Source organism: Campylobacter rectus, assembly GCF_004803795.1.
Taxonomy (GTDB): domain Bacteria; phylum Campylobacterota; class Campylobacteria; order Campylobacterales; family Campylobacteraceae; genus Campylobacter_A; species Campylobacter_A rectus.
In genome coordinates, this window is sequence record NZ_CP012543.1 from 2,554,638 (window position 1) to 2,571,679 (window position 17,042).

16 protein-coding genes and 2 pseudogenes are annotated in these 17,042 nt (G+C 43.7%); 10 read left to right on the forward strand and 8 right to left on the reverse strand.

Annotation, left to right across the window (positions count from 1 at the left end):
• Positions 1 to 484: 484 nt before the first annotated feature.
• The 5 genes and pseudogenes from CRECT_RS12205 to CRECT_RS12225 form a co-directional block, all read right to left on the reverse strand.
• The gene (locus CRECT_RS12205; protein WP_002943128.1) at positions 485 to 1,330 is read right to left on the reverse strand and encodes a hypothetical protein; all 846 of its coding nucleotides are present in this window, start codon (positions 1,328 to 1,330) and stop codon (positions 485 to 487) included.
• Entirely contained in the window at positions 1,323 to 3,311 is a 1,989-nt protein-coding gene (locus CRECT_RS12210) for an AAA family ATPase (RefSeq protein ID WP_002943469.1), read from the reverse strand. The genes CRECT_RS12205 and CRECT_RS12210 overlap by 8 nt, the downstream gene beginning before the upstream one ends.
• Positions 3,312 to 4,985, reverse strand: coding sequence for a dihydroxy-acid dehydratase (gene ilvD, locus CRECT_RS12215; RefSeq protein WP_002943335.1), 1,674 nt, complete (start codon positions 4,983 to 4,985; stop codon positions 3,312 to 3,314).
• Between the two features lie 114 nt (positions 4,986 to 5,099).
• A pseudogene (locus CRECT_RS12220) lies at positions 5,100 to 6,133 on the reverse strand (type II asparaginase).
• Positions 6,134 to 6,394: 261 nt separating this feature from the next.
• Complete coding sequence (locus tag CRECT_RS12225; RefSeq protein WP_002943176.1) at positions 6,395 to 7,213, reverse strand: CsgG/HfaB family protein; 819 nt, start codon at positions 7,211 to 7,213, stop codon at positions 6,395 to 6,397.
• Positions 7,214 to 7,325: 112 nt separating this feature from the next.
• On the opposite strand from CRECT_RS12225, the gene CRECT_RS12230 reads away from it, so the two are divergent.
• The 7 genes and pseudogenes from CRECT_RS12230 to CRECT_RS12255 all read left to right on the forward strand — a co-directional run.
• Positions 7,326 to 7,718 (forward strand): hypothetical protein, encoded by a 393-nt coding sequence (locus tag CRECT_RS12230; RefSeq protein ID WP_002943172.1) that lies wholly within the window; start codon positions 7,326 to 7,328, stop codon positions 7,716 to 7,718.
• Between the two features lie 84 nt (positions 7,719 to 7,802).
• Complete coding sequence (locus CRECT_RS12235; protein WP_002943189.1) at positions 7,803 to 9,143, forward strand: Na+/H+ antiporter family protein; 1,341 nt, start codon at positions 7,803 to 7,805, stop codon at positions 9,141 to 9,143.
• An 839-nt stretch (positions 9,144 to 9,982) separates the two neighbouring features.
• A complete protein-coding gene (flgE, locus tag CRECT_RS12240) occupies positions 9,983 to 12,337 on the forward strand; it encodes a flagellar hook protein FlgE (protein ID WP_002943081.1) in 2,355 nt (784 codons plus the stop codon).
• A 74-nt stretch (positions 12,338 to 12,411) separates the two neighbouring features.
• Entirely contained in the window at positions 12,412 to 12,564 is a 153-nt protein-coding gene (locus tag CRECT_RS12885) for a BrnT family toxin (protein ID WP_250645224.1), read from the forward strand.
• Between the two features lie 2 nt (positions 12,565 to 12,566).
• Positions 12,567 to 12,689: a BrnT family toxin gene (locus tag CRECT_RS12890; protein WP_250645225.1), complete on the forward strand. Its 123-nt coding sequence runs from the start codon at positions 12,567 to 12,569 to the stop codon at positions 12,687 to 12,689.
• Positions 12,686 to 12,898 carry a CopG family antitoxin gene (locus CRECT_RS12250; RefSeq protein ID WP_002943187.1) on the forward strand — a complete coding sequence of 71 codons (213 nt, stop codon included), beginning with the start codon at positions 12,686 to 12,688 and terminating at the stop codon, positions 12,896 to 12,898. The genes CRECT_RS12890 and CRECT_RS12250 overlap by 4 nt, the downstream gene beginning before the upstream one ends.
• A pseudogene (locus CRECT_RS12255) lies at positions 12,894 to 13,154 on the forward strand (flagellar hook-basal body complex protein); the annotation flags it as partial. The gene CRECT_RS12250 and the pseudogene CRECT_RS12255, both read left to right, overlap by 5 nt.
• 55 nt (positions 13,155 to 13,209) lie before the next feature.
• Here CRECT_RS12255 and CRECT_RS12260 read toward each other — a convergent pair.
• Both CRECT_RS12260 and CRECT_RS12265 read right to left on the reverse strand, forming a co-directional pair.
• The gene (locus CRECT_RS12260) at positions 13,210 to 13,623 is read right to left on the reverse strand and encodes a type II toxin-antitoxin system VapC family toxin (RefSeq protein WP_002943435.1); all 414 of its coding nucleotides are present in this window, start codon (positions 13,621 to 13,623) and stop codon (positions 13,210 to 13,212) included.
• 2 nt (positions 13,624 to 13,625) lie between these two features.
• Positions 13,626 to 13,844: a hypothetical protein gene (locus tag CRECT_RS12265; RefSeq protein WP_039887684.1), complete on the reverse strand. Its 219-nt coding sequence runs from the start codon at positions 13,842 to 13,844 to the stop codon at positions 13,626 to 13,628.
• A 111-nt stretch (positions 13,845 to 13,955) separates the two neighbouring features.
• On the opposite strand from CRECT_RS12265, the gene thyX reads away from it, so the two are divergent.
• The 3 genes from thyX (at position 13,956) to CRECT_RS12280 (ending at position 16,325) form a co-directional block, all read left to right on the forward strand.
• The gene (gene thyX / locus CRECT_RS12270) at positions 13,956 to 14,588 is read left to right on the forward strand and encodes an FAD-dependent thymidylate synthase (RefSeq protein ID WP_002943145.1); all 633 of its coding nucleotides are present in this window, start codon (positions 13,956 to 13,958) and stop codon (positions 14,586 to 14,588) included.
• A 109-nt stretch (positions 14,589 to 14,697) separates the two neighbouring features.
• On the forward strand, positions 14,698 to 15,387 hold the full coding sequence (locus tag CRECT_RS12275) for a hypothetical protein (RefSeq protein WP_002943468.1): 690 nt from the start codon (positions 14,698 to 14,700) through the stop codon (positions 15,385 to 15,387).
• A complete protein-coding gene (locus tag CRECT_RS12280; RefSeq protein WP_039887682.1) occupies positions 15,309 to 16,325 on the forward strand; it encodes a DUF6892 domain-containing protein in 1,017 nt (338 codons plus the stop codon). The genes CRECT_RS12275 and CRECT_RS12280 overlap by 79 nt, the downstream gene beginning before the upstream one ends.
• Positions 16,326 to 16,441: 116 nt before the next feature.
• Here CRECT_RS12280 and ruvC read toward each other — a convergent pair whose 3' ends face one another.
• On the reverse strand, positions 16,442 to 16,915 hold the full coding sequence (gene ruvC, locus CRECT_RS12285) for a crossover junction endodeoxyribonuclease RuvC (RefSeq protein WP_002943251.1): 474 nt from the start codon (positions 16,913 to 16,915) through the stop codon (positions 16,442 to 16,444).
• Positions 16,916 to 17,042: the final 127 nt, after the last annotated feature.

Below are 17,042 nucleotides of genomic sequence, written 5' to 3' on the forward strand. Positions count from 1 at the left end.
AAATCATAAGGGCAAACCGTCTGCGATCGTTTGAGATACGCGGATTTTACTTACCAGCAAGCGATTTTTTGACCCTATTTACCACAAAAGTCGCAATTGCGCCCCACACGCAAACCACCAACCAGTATTGGTCTCTCAAGGCAAGTGAGTAGATTTTCGTACTAAAAAGCCCTGAAAAACTTGCCGCTCCAGGGCATTGTTTCGCCCTCAACCACTCAGCTGCTATCAAAAATTCGAAATACGCAGTCGCGATGATAGACAAAAAACCGTCGCCTGCTCGACATTCCAGAAATTGGTTAGATACTTCGTTCTAAATTCTTAAATATTTTTATAAAATTGAAATTTCTCAAGCCTTGAGACTAAAATTTGAGATTTACTTTGCATTTATAAGGTTATCTGAATATCCCAAAAACGTGATCGTTAAACTTGATACTATTTGGCAATTATGATTAAGTAATATTAAATTATAAGTAAAGCATCTTAACTAAATGAAACATATTTGCATTATTTGGTTGAATATGTCTTGTTTTAATTTATAAAGAGGTTCATTTTTTTCTTTCATTATTTTAAATTCCCAAAAGATGAGATTTTTTATATATTCCTCATCTAGATTTAATGCCTTTGCCATATCTTTGATATTAGATTTTCTGTATTTTTTATACTTTTCGTATATATTATCAAATATCTCAGTATGATATGAATAAATTTTGCTAATACACATATTTTCTATCCATTCGTACTCATTTTTATTAAACTCATCTAAGTTAATTATGTAGATATATTTATTTATGATATCTACCTCAAATTTGATCTTTTTAAAAATCTCTTGAGTATTTTTAAAGTCTATGCTTGGATCTATATCTTTTTTAAGTCTTTGATTGCAAAGAAGGCAACCTGGGATTAAATTATCAATAGTTATGCTTAGATAATAATGTTTACTTTTGGGATAAAAATGATCTAAATCGGGCCTTATATACTTATCATTTATTTTAATTAAAGATACATATCCTGCTCTACAGTATGGACAAAGCTGATAACCCTTCAATGAAATTATATCTTTTGCAAATTTTTTAGATATTATATTCTCGTAAGCTTTATGATAAACAATTTTTATCTCATTTTCTTCTTGTTGAGTTAGCTTTGTGTTTCTCAATGTTTGAATCTTAATATCTATTTTATCATGCTTTAAATCAATTATATCTCTTGATATATAGCCATAATCATCAAAGCCAAACATTTTAATTTTATCATCTATATTTATATTCTTAAGCCTATATGTATCATTTTTAACACATTTGTAGATATTGTCAATAATTTCAGCTCTATTCAATGCTTTCCTTTTTTAAAATTGATAGTCTATCTATTAATGATTTTAGATGATTTCTTATTGCTTCTTCACCGATATTATTAATTATAGCCTTAGATTGTTCCAAAAAGCCTTCATTATCTTTTTTCCACTCTGCTACACATTTTAAATCAATAGATTTTTCATTTATAGCTATTCTATCAATATATTTTACTAGATTGCTTATTTTTAAATTTTTCTTTCTATATTTTTCTATAATAAGATTAAGTAGTTGATTGTCATTCCTTTTTGCCATTTCGTATGCATATATCAAGTTTATGGAATTTGAAAAATTTTCTATAAATTTTTTACTAAATTCACCCATAGTATATTCTATAAAAAACTTATCTTTATAAATATCAAGTATATTTCCTCCAAAGCTATTATTGTCTTCATCTATATTGTTTATTCCAAGATATACTGTATTTTGACTTAGAATATCACTTAATATAATTGGCGAATGGGTTGCCACTATGAATTGTAGTTCTATATCTTCAAATTTACCAAAAAATCTATTTATATTATCAATAAATTGGCGTTGCCATTCCGGATGAAGATGTAACTCTACTTCGTCTATTAAAATTATCACTGTTTTAATGTATTCGGTATCGCCTGTCCTTACTTTGAGAGCTAATATCTTATCGTATATGTTGAATAAATAAGAAAGCATAGTCTTTTCTCCAGAGCTAAGCCTTAAATAATTAATTATTTTTTCATTTTTTATTAGATTTATCTTGAATTCAATTATTCCCTGGCTTTCTAGAAAACTTATATGTTGTAGTGTTTTGTAAAAATAATCTATATCAGAAACTTGAAAATTATCAATTTTTTCTATCAGAAATTCATAATATTTTTTGCTATTTTCTCTATTTGTAACAATCGACTTTATAGTGGTAAAACGATTTGAATTAAAGATTTGCTTTACACTCAAGACATCATCATCTAAAATATTTTTTAATAATGCATCAACAGCATTATTAATATCCAAGCCAGGAAATTTAGTTATGGCTAATTTTAAAAATCTTTTAAAATTAGAAAATTTACTAATATCTAAGCTGGAAAATATTAAATATTTATAAAAATCTTCTTCTGACATATCATTATATTTTTCATAGTATGTAATATTTGGAGATAAAAATAATTTTTTTATATTATTGTAAATTTCTTCATTAAAATTTTCTACATCTAATTTACTTAGGTTTATGTCGCCAAACTCAATAACTTCTATGCTATTATTAAAGTATTTTTTGTTAACATTTATTTCTACATTTTTATATTTATACCCAATATTTTCTAGCATGTTTCTAAATTGACTAGAGGTATTAGAAAAATACAAAAGATTTTTTAGTGTTAATGCATTATGACTAGGCTCGCTGTCTTTGATTTTATTTGCGCCTATATAGCCAAAATTTTCATAATGCTTATTTGTACTATCTTTTAAATATATGTTTTTTATAAGCTCATAGACTCTATCAAATGGCGACAAACTATGGAATATAATTGAAATTGGAGTAGGTATAATACTAAATTTATCATCGCATCTTATGTTTCTTTTTATATTAACAGGGCTAATTTTATTAGTTATGTCAAATTTTTTAAGTTCAAAATCCTTCATGCTCCAATCGCTAGCATTGTCTATATATGACTGAATAAAAAATATATTTTTACTTAAATCATAAAATAAAGCATGAATTGTACCTTCTTTTAATTCATTATCTAGTCTCCATAACTTAAGTGATATCAAAATTTCAAACAATGTGGTTTTACCCATTCCATTTTTACCGACTATACAACTAATGTTTCCTATTGGGCTTTCAAATTGCTTATAGTAGTTTTGATTTCTTCTAAGTTCAATAACTTTATTTCTTGAATTAAATTCAATTATCTTAAATTCATCATCAAATTTATAAATACCTCGTGGTATATTTTTATAGTCTTCATCTAATAATATAGCAATTAATTTCATTTACACCTCCAAAATCGCTCCGTTGCTAGCGTTCGTGACCAGCTTGCGATACATTCGCAGCCAGCGATACGGCAGCGGTTTTTCAAGCGGCTTAAATTTAGCCTTGCGCTCAGTAATCTCGGCTTCGCTTAGACGCACGTTGATCGCGTATGTATCCACGTCGATGTCGATCATATCGCCGTCTCGTAGCAGTCCGATCATACCGCCCTCGGCAGCTTCAGGGCTCACGTGTCCGACGCTTAGTCCCCTCGTCGCGCCGCTAAACCTGCCGTCCGTGATGAGAGCCACGTCTGCGCCGAGACCTCGCCCCATGATGAGGCTCGTTGGGCTTAGCATCTCCTGCATGCCAGGGCCTCCGCGCGGCCCTTCGTAGCGGATGACGACCACGTCGCCTTTGTTTACCTTGCCGCTTGAGATCCCCTCTATCGCCTCGTCTTGGCTGTTAAAGCAGACCGCCTTGCCGCTAAATTTGCGCTCGCCGATGATGCCCGCGGTCTTGATGACGCAGCCCTGCTCGGCTAAATTTCCAAACAAAACCGCCAGCCCGCCGACCTGCGAGTAGGCGTTTTCGACCTTACGGATGACCGATTCGTCTTTTATGGCGCTAGCTCCGACGCGCTCGCCTAGGCTCTCGCCCGTGACCGTTAGCGCGTCTAGGCCTAGCAGGCCGTTGTCGCGGCGCGAAATTTCGTTTATCACGGCGCTTAGGCCGCCCGCGCGGTCGATGTCCTCCATATGCACGTTTGGCAGGCTCGGGCTGATTTTGGCGATGTGCGCGATCTTGCGGCTGATTTCGTTGAGCCCCGCGATCTGTAAATTTACCCCCGCTTCGCGTGCGATAGCTAGGATATGCAGCACGGTATTGCTGCTGCCGCCCATCGCCATATCGACGACTAGGGCGTTTTGGATCGATTTTTCATTCACGATATTTCGGATTTTGTATTTTTCATCCAGCGCGATTTGGCAAATTCGTCGCCCCGCCTCGCGGATAAGCTCCTCGCGCTCAGGCGTAAGCGCAGGCACGGTGCCGTTGCCTTTTAGCGCGATACCCATCGCTTCGCACAGCGTATTCATCGAGTTTGCCGTAAACATCCCCGAGCAGCTACCCCCGCTCGGACAGGCGGCACACTCGATCTCTTTTAGCTTCTCGGCGCTGATCTCTTTGGTTTCAAATTTACCCACCGCCTCAAACGCAGTCGCAAGGTCGATAGGCTCGCCTTTTTTTGTGTAGCCCTTTTTCATCGGGCCGCCGCTAACAAAAACCGTCGGCACGTTCACGCGAAGCGCGCCCATCACCATGCCGGGCACGATTTTATCGCAGTTTGGCATGCAGACGAGAGCGTCTAGAGCGTGCGCGTTCATCACCGTTTCGACCGAGTTTGCGATCAGCTCGCGGCTAGGCAGGCTATATAGCATCCCAGCGTGTCCCATCGCGATGCCGTCGTCCACGCCGATACAGTTAAACTCAAACGGCACGCAGCCGTTTTTGCGAATCTCGTCTTTTAAAATTTCGGAGTATTTGTTGAGAAAAAAATGCCCCGGAATGATCTCGATGAAGCTGTTTGCTACGCCGATGAAGGGCTTTTCAAAGTCCTCGTCCTTTAGCCCGGTCGCTCTTAGCAAGCTTCTGTGCGGCGCGCGCGTATAGCCTTTTTTGATGATGTCGCTTCTCAAATTTGATCCTTTTAGTGGATTTTAGGCGATTTTATCAATTATTTAATTACATAAGTATAAAAATTTGAAAGGGCGCGCTTAGCTTGGCTACCGCTTGAGCAACCAAGCTAAATTTTAGTATTCTCTGAAGTACTTTTGAAGCTCTTTTACATCGTCTGTTTTGGTTAGTCCCAGCATCAATAAAATCCTAGCTTTTTGCGGGTTTAGGTCGCCGCCTAGGATAAATTTGCCGTCGTAGTCCATTTTCTTGCTCGGATCGATGAAACCGCCGCCCACGATGGAGCTTCTTACCACGCGTACGCCGCTATCTTGCGCGGCTTTTAGCGTAACCATCACGTCATTATGTATGCTGCCGTTTCCCGTGCCGGCATGAACGTGCCTTTGGAGCCCGCTTTGACGAGATGCTCTACGATGTCGCCGTAGTCGTTTGCATGAGAATAGACGATATCGACCCTCGGCAATGTATCTAGCTTACTAACGTCAAAAACGCTGTTTTTGGTGTGCTTTTTGAGATTTTTTGCCGTATAGACGACTTTGCCGTAATACACCCTGCCGATTTGGCCCGTGTTTCTCGATTTAAACGTATCGACGGAGGAGGTGTTGGTCTTAGTAACCTCTCTAGCGGCGTGAATCTCGTCGTTTAGCACAACCAAAACGCCGTTGCCCGCGCTACTTTTATCGGCGGCCACGCTCACGGCGTTATATAAATTTAGCGGCCCGTCCGCGCTCATCGACGTGGCGCTTCTCATCGCTCCTACGAGGACTACGGGCTTATCCGATTTTACGACTAAATTTAAAAAATAAGCCGTCTCTTCAAGCGTATCCGTGCCGTGAGTGATCACGATACCGTCCACGTCGCCGTTTTTGAGTAGCTCGTTTACTCTTTTGGCCAGTTTTAGCCAAATTTCGTTAGTCATGTTATTTGAGCTGATGTTAGCGACCTGCTCGCCTTTGATGTTAGCGATATCTTGTATCTCAGGGACGGCTTTTATGAGGATATCGACCCCGAGCTGCCCGGCGTCGTATTGGGCGTTCGTAGAGCCTGCCGCACTTCCCGCGATCGTGCCGCCGGTTGCCAGTATGACGACGTTTGGCTTTGCGATAAGCGAAGCAACGAAAACTAAAAGTAGTAAAATAAGCTTTCTCATGGCTATCCTTTCGGTAAAAATTCTAATAAATTCTACAATGAGCTCGATAAAAGTATTATTAAAATATGCTTATATAAAAAATGTAATTCTTGAGTTAAATTTTATGTTTTATAGTGAGAAATTTTGAAACAGTAAATTTTGTTTTTAAGCGACGAAAATTTGAGCCCGAAAGCCCAAATTTAAGCGCAAAGCAGAGCTTGCCTCGCGCTTATAAAAGGCTAGAGCGCGTTTTGGCCGCATCTAGCCTCGGCGGAGTCAAATTTACTCAGCCACTTTCATCGCGCCGCCCGCGCCCAGACCGCCTTTTACGGTTTGCATCTTATAGTTTCTGACGGCCTCTATTAGGTTATTCATCGAGTCGGTAAAGGCTGCGATGATGATCTTGCCCTCAGGCGTGTTGGCATAGGCCCTTAGCGATCCGCCGGCTTTGCCGCCAAACAGGCTTCCAAGACCTGCAAAGTCCGTGTTTCTAGCGCTTCCCTCGGCTGCGGCTAGCTGTACGCCCGAGCGGTTTTCGATGAGAGTTAGCACCGTGCTCACGTCGCTCGTGCTAAATCCGCCCGCCACAGAGCCCGCTACCGAGCCAAACAGCGCGCCGACGACGCCGCTTAGACCGCTGGTGTTGCTCTCGCTAAAGGTTATAGTAGGAGTTAAGGTGTAGTCCGCGGCGACCATCTGACCTTTTTTGAAATTCGAGTTCTCTCTAAGCTCGCCCGATTCCATCAACGCGCGCTCTTCCAGCATTTGGTTAAATGCCTTGCTACGCTCGACGACGACGAAGCAGTTTGACTGCTGAGCTAGGAGCCTAAGAACCGGTATCGTGGAGGTTAGTTTGTACTGCCTGGTTGCGACCGAGTACCAGTTGCTATTTCTATCCTCGTAAATCGTAACCGTCCCCATAGTTTCGGTGCATCTGGTTAGTCCGGGGTTGGTGTTTTGCGCGTTTGAGCCCGCAGCCGCGCCCGTAGCGGTCGTTTTAGCACCGGGCGAGCCCATACTCATCGACGACATACAGCCCGTCAAAAGAAAAGGCAAAGCCAAAGCCGCGATCTTCGATGCGTTAAAAAACGATTTTTTCATTTATAACTCCTTGGAGAAATTTACAAAATTGTAATATATTTGCGCTAAAAATTTACTTTATTTTAAATTTGATATTATAAAATGGTTTAGAAATAACCAGAAAGGATTTGATATGAAAAAACTTGTTTTAATCGCTCTTTTTGCGGCACTTTGTTTAAGTTTTTCAAACGCTTACGACAGTTATTCAAACGAATCTTTAATAGTGATCCCGGATGGCCACCATAAATACAAAAAACGCCGCCACCGCGATAGATACGACGACGTAGTGATCTATATGGACCCTCCGTACGGCCGCTACAAACAAAGCGACCGAGGCAGGGACTATCGCGACAAGCTAATCGATCAATACATCAAAAACAATAACATAAAAAAAGGCGGCTCAAGCAAGTCGGGCGACCGAAGCTACGAGAGAGGCTATGACGACGGATACGATGACGGATACCGCGACAGACACTATGATTATTACTATTCGCCTCGCCCGCAAATAGGCATCCGCGTTAGATAAATTTGACGCCCGTTCGCCGCTAGTCGTCAAATTTGGCCGGCGGCGAAATTTGATTTACGAATTTAATTTACAAAAAGGAAAATAATGCTAACCAACCCCGTCGTGATCAGCATCCTCGTGATGACCGCGCTTTGTTTGCTGCGATTTAACATCCTGCTTTCCATCCTCGTCTCCGCTCTAGTCGCGGGACTCATCTATCACGGCGGATTTGCCGGCGTAGGGGCCTTTTTCGACGCGCTAACGGCTACCACCTCTACGCTGATAACGGGTATGAAAGGCAACCTAGAAACCTCGCTCAGTTATATCCTGCTCGGCGCGCTCGCAGCCGCGATAGCCAACACGAATCTAACTGCGATCCTCATAAACGCCGTTAGCAAGGCTCTAGCAAAAACCAGCACCTATTTCGCTCTGATAATCGCCGCAATCGCGTGCTTCTCGCAAAATTTGATCCCAGTTCATATCGCTTTCATCCCGATTCTCATCCCGCCGCTTTTACCGCTGATGAACCGCCTAGGCATCGACCGCCGAGCCGTCGCGTGCGCGCTGACGTTCGGGCTAAAAGCGCCCTACGTGAGCCTTAGCGTGGGCTTTGGCCTTATCTTTCATGGCATCATCAAAAAAGAGCTCGCAAACAACGGCGTAGAAGTGCAGATGAGCGAGATTTCAAGCGTGATGTGGATAGGCGGCTTCTCGATGTTAGTAGGCTTGCTTTTAGCGGTTTTCGTCTTTTACCGCAAAAAACGCGACTACGCGCACACCAAATTTGAAACGATCGAGGAGCAAGAGGCGCAAATGGCCGCGAGTCTAAAAATGACGAAAAAAGAGTGGGCCGTGCTAGGCGGCGCGGTCGCGGCGTTTGGAGTACAAATTTACACCCAGAGTATGCCGCTTGGAGCGCTTTTAGGACTGCTAGTTATGGTGGTTTTTGGCGGTATTGAGTACCGTAAAATCGACAAAATCATGGACAGCGGCCTAGCGATGATGGGCTTTATCGCATTTATCATGCTCGTCGCCGCGGGCTTTGGCTCGGTTTTGCGCGAGAGCGGCGGTATCGAACAGCTAGTGAGCTTTGCCAGCGCGGTCGCCGGCGGTAAAATAGGCGGCGCGATACTGATGCTAGCTATCGGCCTGCTCGTTACGATGGGCATCGGCACGAGCTTTGGCACGATACCGATCATCGCGGCGATCTACGTGCCGTTTTCGCTCTCGCTCGGTTTTTCTCCGGCGGCGATCATCTTGCTGGTGGGCGTGGCGGCGGCCCTAGGAGATGCGGGCAGTCCCGCTAGCGACAGCACACTAGGACCTACGAGCGGTCTAAACGCCGACGGCCAGCACAATCATATTTACGATACGTGCGTGCCGACGTTTATATTCTTTAATATACCGCTGATGATCGGCGGCGTTATTGGCGCGATGATTTTGTAAATTTTACGGCTTGTCTTTCTCCTTTATACTTCGTTAGAAATTTCGCCGAGGCTCGGTTACATACTACTTGTATGCGCCCTCGCTCGGCTCATTTCCGCCTCGTCTAAAGGAGAAATACGGCGCCTTAGCTTTTTACGTTCAAATTTGGAAGTCAAATTTATAAATTTGAGTTGCCGAGACCCAAACCTTAAAAATGCAAATTTAAATTTGTGGCGCGGTAGCGCCGAATAAAACTGCACACAGTGCAGCAACTTCTAACGTCGTAGGGGATAGGGGATTGTTAAGGGGGAAGGGAGCGACCTCGTAATTCAAGCCCCCTTCCCCCTTAACAAGAAAGTCAAAATTTGAAGCTAAGTTTGCCGAAATTTTTTAAAATTTAAACCACGAGGAGCGCCTGCCAAATTTAAACACTCTAAAATTTTGCTTTTCTTTTTTTCGGGAGAGGAAGGGGTTCTGCTTACGGTCTGCTTGCAGCTACGAGCGAAGCGAAGTAGGGCGTCGCCTTCCTTTGCTTCGGCTTTGCCTCGCAACTGCAAAGCAGACCCTCTCCAACCCTACTGCACGTTAGAGGTGGCGACACTGTTTTGCTCTACGAGCAAAACAGTGTCGCTGGACTTTTAGGTCAAATTTGGCTAAACCCAAATTTAGTGCCATCAAGGTGCAGGTCTCGGTGAGCTAAATTTTAAAATTTAGACAAATTTACCTCAGTTAAATTTATAAGCCCTGTATCGTTATAATCCAATAGATAGCAAATACGCACTCGCAAAACAAAAATCTAAAATTTGGAACATATTTTGCTTTAATAATCTTAAAATTCACTTTTCAAAAAGGATAAAGCTATGATGAGATCACTTTGGGCGGGCGTTACGGGATTACAAGCCCACCAGATCGCTATGGACGTCGAGGGCAACAACATCGCCAACGTCAACACCGTCGGATTTAAATACAGCCGCGCGAATTTCGACGACCTTATTTACCAAACCTCGCGTATAGCCACCGGCCCGCAAAATCGCCACGGCGGCGTAAATAGTATGCAAGTAGGCCTTGGCGTGCAGACAAATTCTACGACTAGAATTTTTAAACAAGGCTCATTGCAAACTACCGATAAACAAACCGATATCGCGCTTCAAGGCGACGGATTTTTTATGGTTAGTCCGGACGGCGGCAAGACCACCTACTACACCAGAAACGGCGACTTTTCAAGAGATAGCGTAGGAAATTTCGTCGATAACGGCGGAAATATCGTGCAAGGCTGGATGAGAGACGAGGTAACGGGCGAGATAGACCCGACCAGACCTATCGGAGATATAAAGATCCCTTCAGGCCTAACCGTACCTGCGCGTGCCACGACAAATATCGCGCTAAAGGGAAATTTAGACAGCGGTAACGACGTAGGCAATAAAAAAATCCCTATCTACCAGCTCGATCAACACCACAACTGGACCGATACGAATAAAGACGGCATAAAAGTAGACGCCGAAAAGCACGAGGAAAACAATGTCGGCGAAAATAGATTTTACGTCAATAAAAACGGCGAGCAAAAGATGACCGAGCGCGGCGCCGATCTTGGAGTGCTGTTTAACAAAAACGGCGACGCGTATAACTTGCGAACGGGCCAAGGCATCTGGGCTAGCTATGCGGACGCGAAAACCAAGGCTCTAAACGTCGGTGCGACGCCGGACGGCAAATTTGTCCCGGCCAAACAACTCAATATCACGCTAAACGGTGAAAAGATAGTCGCAAGCGTAGCTAGCGTCAGCGAACTGGCCTCGGCTATAAACGAAAGATATACTAAAACTGGCGTAGAAGCAAGCGTCATCAACGGCAATCAGCTGGTTTTAACCAATAGAAATAATTTGGGCACAACCGCTGCTACAAGAAATATAAAAATGACCGTAAATCCTGGAAACAACATAGGAAACGACTTCAAAACGACTAATATCATTACGGCATATCAATATATCTATAACAAAACTCAAGTCAATGCAACCCATACCTACAACGATGCCGTAGCCAGAGAGGTAACGACGACGGAAGATCTACGCGAAGCTATGCAAAGAGACGCGAGGCTCTGGACGAACTATACCGGAACGGTCGTAGGAAATACCCCTGGGCCAAACACAACTCCCGATCCTGCAGCTTTTGCAGCGGCCCTAGCCAATAACAAAAACGACGGCGTAGAAGTAACGGTAAACGAACACGGTCAGTTTCAGGTGAAAAACCCTTCCGGCGACGCCTTTAACTCCGATGACGGCGACGACACCGACGATACAACAGGCAATATCCCTCCGGGCACAGCCAATACAAATGCCGATGCCAACGACCATAATATGAATTTGACCGTCACAGGTCTTAGCAACGCGGCAAACAACGTAACCGAAAACGTCAAATTTACCGCGTCTATGGCGCCGCTCTCAGGCTCGTTAAGCTCCGGAAACGCCACTAGAGTAACCGATAGCCTAAATATGGCCGCCCACAGCTCCAGCACCGATCTTTTCGATAGCTTGGGCACGAAGCACAATATCAAAATAGACTTCGTAAAGCGCGGATACACGCCAAACGGCGGAACGGAGTGGACGATGGTCATCCAGGTAGCCGAACCAAACCGCATAAACCCGGACGGAGAGCCTGCAAACGTGATAACGGGCTACGTGAGATTTAACCCGGACGGCTCTCTAGCGACCTATAGCCCGGCTAGCATCACTTTCGGCGCGCAAAACGGCTCGGCGGGCGGCCAACACATCGAGCTAAAGCTAGGAACTACGGCTCAGATGGACGGTCTAGCCAGCACTGATAATGACTCCAGCACCGCCGATATCAGCCAGGACGGCTACGCCAGCGGCGAACTAAACGGTATCAGGATAGATCAAAGCGGAACTCTAGTGGGTTCCTTTACGAACGGCCGAAGTCTAGGACTGGCGCAAGTCGGCGTGGCTAAATTCTCCAACAACGAAGGTTTGTCCAGCGAAGGAGGAAATTTATTTTCTCGCACGGCAAACTCGGGAGATCCCGTCATAGGCGCGGCTCAAACGGCCGGACGCGGTAAAATCTCTTCCTCAAGTCTAGAGATGAGTAACGTCGATCTATCTCGCTCGCTAACTCAGCTCATCGTCGTGCAGCGCGGCTTTCAAGCCAACTCAAAAACTATCACGACCAGCGACGAGATGCTAAACACGCTGCTTCAACTAAAATAATTTTACCTCATCGGCTCTCTTTTTTGAGAGCCGAATTTATCTTTTTATAATTATATTATCATTATAATTACATTATGAATTACGAATGGAATTTGGTCAAAGAACGGTTAAATATTGCAAAGCATGGAGTTGATTTTGAAGAAGCTAAAAGCGTATTTGCCGACGAATTTGCGTTAGTGCTTTTTGACGAAGATCATTCAAACGATGAAGAGAGATTTTTGATTTAGGTATGAGCCAAAAGGAGAGAATTTTACTCGTCGTGCATTGCTACCGCGAAAATGATACGATCAGGATAATCTCCTCGAGAAAAGCTACGAAAAACGAAACAAAACAATATAAGGAGCGAAAATGAAAAAAGAATACGACTTCTCAAAAGCGATAAAAAATCCGTATATAGACAAGCAGCTAAAAAAGCAAATTTCGATGAATATAAATGCCGATACGATAGAGTATTTTAAAAATATGGCAAATAAAAAAGGGGTGCCATATCAGACTCTCATTAATATTTTTCTAACCGATTGCATGAATAAAAAGCTCGATATCGCCGTCGTGCAGGGCTAAATTCGCCAATAACGAAGGTTTATCCAGCGAAGGAGGAAATTTATTTTCTCGCACGGCAAACTCAGGAGATCCCGTCATAGGCGCGGCTCAAACGGCCGGACGCGGTAAAATCTCTTCTTCAAGTCTAGAGATGAGTAACGTCGATCTATCTCGCTCGCTAACTCAGCTCATCGTCGTGCAACGCGGCTTTCAAGCCAACTCAAAAACTATCACGACCAGCGACGAGATGCTAAACACGCTGCTTCAATTAAAATAACCTAATCTAAATAAATAAGACGCCAAATTTAGCGTCTTATTTTTAACTTTACAAGCTAATCATTCGTTCTAATTAATCTTAAATTTATATTTGGGAAATTTTTATCGTTTGTTACTACAGCGTCACACTCATTATCAAGCGCACTGAAATATTGCAATACATCCTCCAAATCCGTGCTTTTATGTTCATTACAATATTTATAAGCCATTTTTCTAACTTTATATTTATTATCTACGACTTTAAAAATTTTACTATTTGGGTTGTCTATTTTTTGAATAAAAATCAAAGCTTTCGCTTCGCCGTCGTCGCCATATTTTTTTGAAACATAATACACGTCTTTTAAAGAATTGCTATCAACTATAAAAACACAACCATCAATATTTCGTAAAAACTCTTGCGTTTTGGTGCTAAAAGGCCTTTGCTTAAATAATAAATCAAGCAAAATGTTCGTGTCTAAATATAGCCTCATAATTAGTCTTTTCGGCTTAAAATTTGACTAACTTTTTCGTCGTCCAGATCTGCACCGCCTTTAATGAGGCCGGTATAGTTATTAAAAAAATCGTCCTTTTCGGATTTTATTTGTGATGCTAAATTTTTTATTTTTAGTTCTTTCAACATCGTCTCAAATTTGTTGATCAAATTTACATTTTTATTTGGAATTTCAAAGTAAAACGTAGTTACCGAACGCATCTTTTCTCCTTTAACCTGTTTTTATATTATACTAAAAACGCCGTTATTAAAATCAAATTTTTATCGATTTTTAGCTAAATTTACCGCTAAATTTAACTAAAAGAGTCAAAAATGCAAGTAACACTTCTAAATTATACTCCGCTAAACATCTGCTCGCACGCGATCCGCACGTGCTGGCAAAGCTTCGAAAAAGGCGACAACGGCGGCGAAAAAGACGTCGAGCTCATCGAGCGTGTCGGTAATAAATTTAAACACGCCAGCACGCTTGAGCACCTCTACTACAACTTCTACATCCAAGGCATCTCGCGCGCCCTGCTGCAAGAGCTAGCTCGTCACCGTGTGGCGAGCCTAAGCGTCAAATCAACGCGCTATACGCTAAAAGAGCTAAAAAAAGAGCTCAAATTTGAACTTGGCGATTTTGAGCGAGCGGCAAAATTTATAGTATTAACCGGCGACGAAACGGTCGATAACGCAAGTATCAAAGCATTGGAAAACCTGCGCGAGATCCTCGCAAACACCACAAAAAGCCTCGACATCGTCAAATACTGCCTACCCGAGTGCTACAAAACCGAGCTCACGTGGAGTATAAACGCGCGCAGTTTGCAAAATTTCCTCTCGCTACGCAGCTCAAAATCGGCGCTTTGGGAGATCAGAAATCTCTCGCTAAAGCTTTACGAGTCGCTGCCGCAGGAGCATAAATTTATCTTTGAAGATCACGTAAATCAGGAACTCGAGCCGAAATAATAGAGCGGCTCATATAAAACAAGTCGCGGGGCGCAGCGACATAAAGCCCACATGGATCGCACAGGCGCAGCAGCGGCTAGGCTTTGCGCTGCCTGCGAGCTACAAACGGATGCTGCTAAGATACGCTAGCGTCAGCGCGGCGGGGACGGAGCTAAAAACGATCGCACCGCCCGAGTTCGCGGGTAGCGCCGATGAGGGCATCTGCTACACGTATGAGGTAAATCTCAAAAACGGGCTATTCACCGCGGATGAGCTCGTGTTTTTGCAGCTCGAGGACGAGGAGTATTATTTTAAAATTTCGCACGCAAGCGACATAGCGGACGGCTCGCCAAACACGGCGCGCGGCAAGACGGCTGAGAGCACGAGCGGCGAAGCTGTGGGCATGGCAGCACGCGATACGGTCGTCGCGACGGTAGCCGATAGTGCGGAAAATAGGGCATCTGGCGACGAAGCGCGCGCGGAGAGATCGCCGGATGCGGCGCACGATATGAATGCCGAAACGACGTGTAAAACGGCGAGCGCAACAACAAGCGAAGCGGCAGACGAGGCGGCAAGCGGAGCGACGAAAAAGATAGCGAGCGAGCAGGCGACGCGCCGTGCGAATACAAAGTCTTCGTGCGCGACTATGCAGAGGGCGAGGATAGGTTCTTTGCGGATGATTTTTATGGGTTTTTGGAAAAATTTTAAAACGAAATTTAAAGCAAAATCAGGAGCGATAAAATGGGACTGTTTGATATTTTTAAAAAGCAAAAATTTGACGTCGACGTGCGCTCGGACGGCATTTTCATCGGCGGCGTAAACTGCGAATTTGATCTAGCTAAGTTTAACGAAGCCTTGGGACAGCCGCGCGTGATCGATGACGTGGAGGGCAAAAGCCGCTATTTTTGGGATGAGGCGGGGATTTTCGCCTTCGTACGCGCAGACGAGCTCGCAGAACCGAAGCTTACCGAGATGATTTTGATGCTTGAGGTCGCAAAGGGCGTGCAGCACGAGGTTCCGCGCGAGCTATACGGCGGCGCGTTCACGCTTGAGGGCAGGCCGCCGCTTGAGGCCGTATCCGAGCAGGAGCTGCGCAGCGCATATATATTTTTGGAGCTTAGCCTAGGCAAATTCGAAGTCTCGCTAGCTCTCGCGCAGGCCGTGCAGGAGCGTATAGACGCGATGGATTTTGCCGAGCGCTTCGCTAAGCGTGACACCGACGAGATCGCAGACATCGTGCGAGCTGCAAAAATGCCGATAGGGCGCGTCTGTATCAACCAGAAGGCAAAAAAGGTAAAGTGCAAGCCGAGCGATAAATTTAAGCTTCCGTGCGCGGCCGGCGAGACGCTCCTGTTTAAAAATTTCAATTTCAAAATCGCCGTGATGAACGAGCTGATGTATGAAAAAGCCCTGCTACAGCCTAAATTTGACGTGTTTGAGTATTGCGAGGAGCGCGGCATCGATCCATACGCGGACTTCGGCGCGCTGCCGCAAGCCAAAAAGTGGTTCAAGGACTATCCGGTCCCCGCAAATTTGGCGGAGCAGGTGAGCGAGCTATATCTTGACGGCGGAAACGAAATTTACCTGCAAATCGCGCCTGATTGGGACGGCGAGGACGAGCTTTTTGACATTAAAAACATTGACGCCGCCGAGCTTGCGCCCTTCGTTAATCTTAAAAAAATCGAAACGAGTGGCATCGGCATATCTAAAAAGGCGCGAAAAGCATGCGAGGATGCGGGGATTACGGTAGTTGATTGAAAGCGAAAATAAAAATTTAAGCCATCAAATTTTGCACCACCAAACAATGAAATTTAAAGCTAAATAGCTGCAAAATTTAATTCAAATTTACTCAAAAATTAAGTAAAAATTTAAGCTTATTTTACTCTTAAATTATTCGCGTGCGTTAGCGCGATAGCGATGGCATCGGTGACATCAAGCGGCTTGATTTCTTTTGTGATACCGAGAATTTTCTTAACCATAAACGCCACCTGTTCTTTGTCGGCCTTAGCTTTGCCGGTGACGGTTTTTTTGACCTGAAGCGGCGTGTATTCGACAAAATCGCCGTGAAGCTGCAAAATTTTAAGACTCAGTGCGCCTCGAAACTGCGCGAGCTTTAGAACGGTTTTTGGATTATAAGCGAAAAATATGTCCTCGATCGCCACTTCGTCGAATTTGTGATTTTTAAAAATAAGGTCAAGCCCCTCGCAAAGTTCGGTTATTTGATACTGCAAAGAATTTGGCTTGATTTTGATAAGTCCCGCTTCGATGAGAGCGGTTTTCACGGGCGTCTTTTCAACGATCGCATAGCCGCAGTTTCGCGATCCCGGGTCGATTCCTAAAATTTTCATCTCGTCCTTTTCAACATTTTTTCACGCTTTTTTCACACCGTGAAAAATGGGTTACAAAAACGAAGTTTAACGAATAATTTATTAAATTTAAGATAAAATCCAGTGAATTAATCTTAAAGGCAAAAAT

Excerpts from the sequence above, each read along its gene's own strand:
- CRECT_RS12275 (WP_002943468.1), top strand. The coding sequence starts at position 14,698 with ATGCTGCTAAGATACGCTAGCGTCAGCGCGGCGGGGACGGAGCTAAAA.
- ruvC (WP_002943251.1), bottom strand. The coding sequence starts at position 16,915 with ATGAAAATTTTAGGAATCGACCCGGGATCGCGAAACTGCGGCTATGCG.
- thyX (WP_002943145.1), top strand. The coding sequence starts at position 13,956 with ATGCAAGTAACACTTCTAAATTATACTCCGCTAAACATCTGCTCGCAC.
- CRECT_RS12230 (WP_002943172.1), top strand. The coding sequence starts at position 7,326 with ATGAAAAAACTTGTTTTAATCGCTCTTTTTGCGGCACTTTGTTTAAGT.
- CRECT_RS12225 (WP_002943176.1), bottom strand. The coding sequence starts at position 7,213 with ATGAAAAAATCGTTTTTTAACGCATCGAAGATCGCGGCTTTGGCTTTG.
- flgE (WP_002943081.1), top strand. The coding sequence starts at position 9,983 with ATGATGAGATCACTTTGGGCGGGCGTTACGGGATTACAAGCCCACCAG.
- CRECT_RS12890 (WP_250645225.1), top strand. The coding sequence starts at position 12,567 with ATGAGCCAAAAGGAGAGAATTTTACTCGTCGTGCATTGCTACCGCGAA.
- CRECT_RS12885 (WP_250645224.1), top strand. The coding sequence starts at position 12,412 with ATGAATTACGAATGGAATTTGGTCAAAGAACGGTTAAATATTGCAAAG.
- CRECT_RS12210 (WP_002943469.1), bottom strand. The coding sequence starts at position 3,311 with ATGAAATTAATTGCTATATTATTAGATGAAGACTATAAAAATATACCA.
- CRECT_RS12260 (WP_002943435.1), bottom strand. The coding sequence starts at position 13,623 with ATGAGGCTATATTTAGACACGAACATTTTGCTTGATTTATTATTTAAG.
- CRECT_RS12250 (WP_002943187.1), top strand. The coding sequence starts at position 12,686 with ATGAAAAAAGAATACGACTTCTCAAAAGCGATAAAAAATCCGTATATA.
- CRECT_RS12280 (WP_039887682.1), top strand. The coding sequence starts at position 15,309 with ATGGGACTGTTTGATATTTTTAAAAAGCAAAAATTTGACGTCGACGTG.
- CRECT_RS12235 (WP_002943189.1), top strand. The coding sequence starts at position 7,803 with ATGCTAACCAACCCCGTCGTGATCAGCATCCTCGTGATGACCGCGCTT.
- CRECT_RS12265 (WP_039887684.1), bottom strand. The coding sequence starts at position 13,844 with ATGCGTTCGGTAACTACGTTTTACTTTGAAATTCCAAATAAAAATGTA.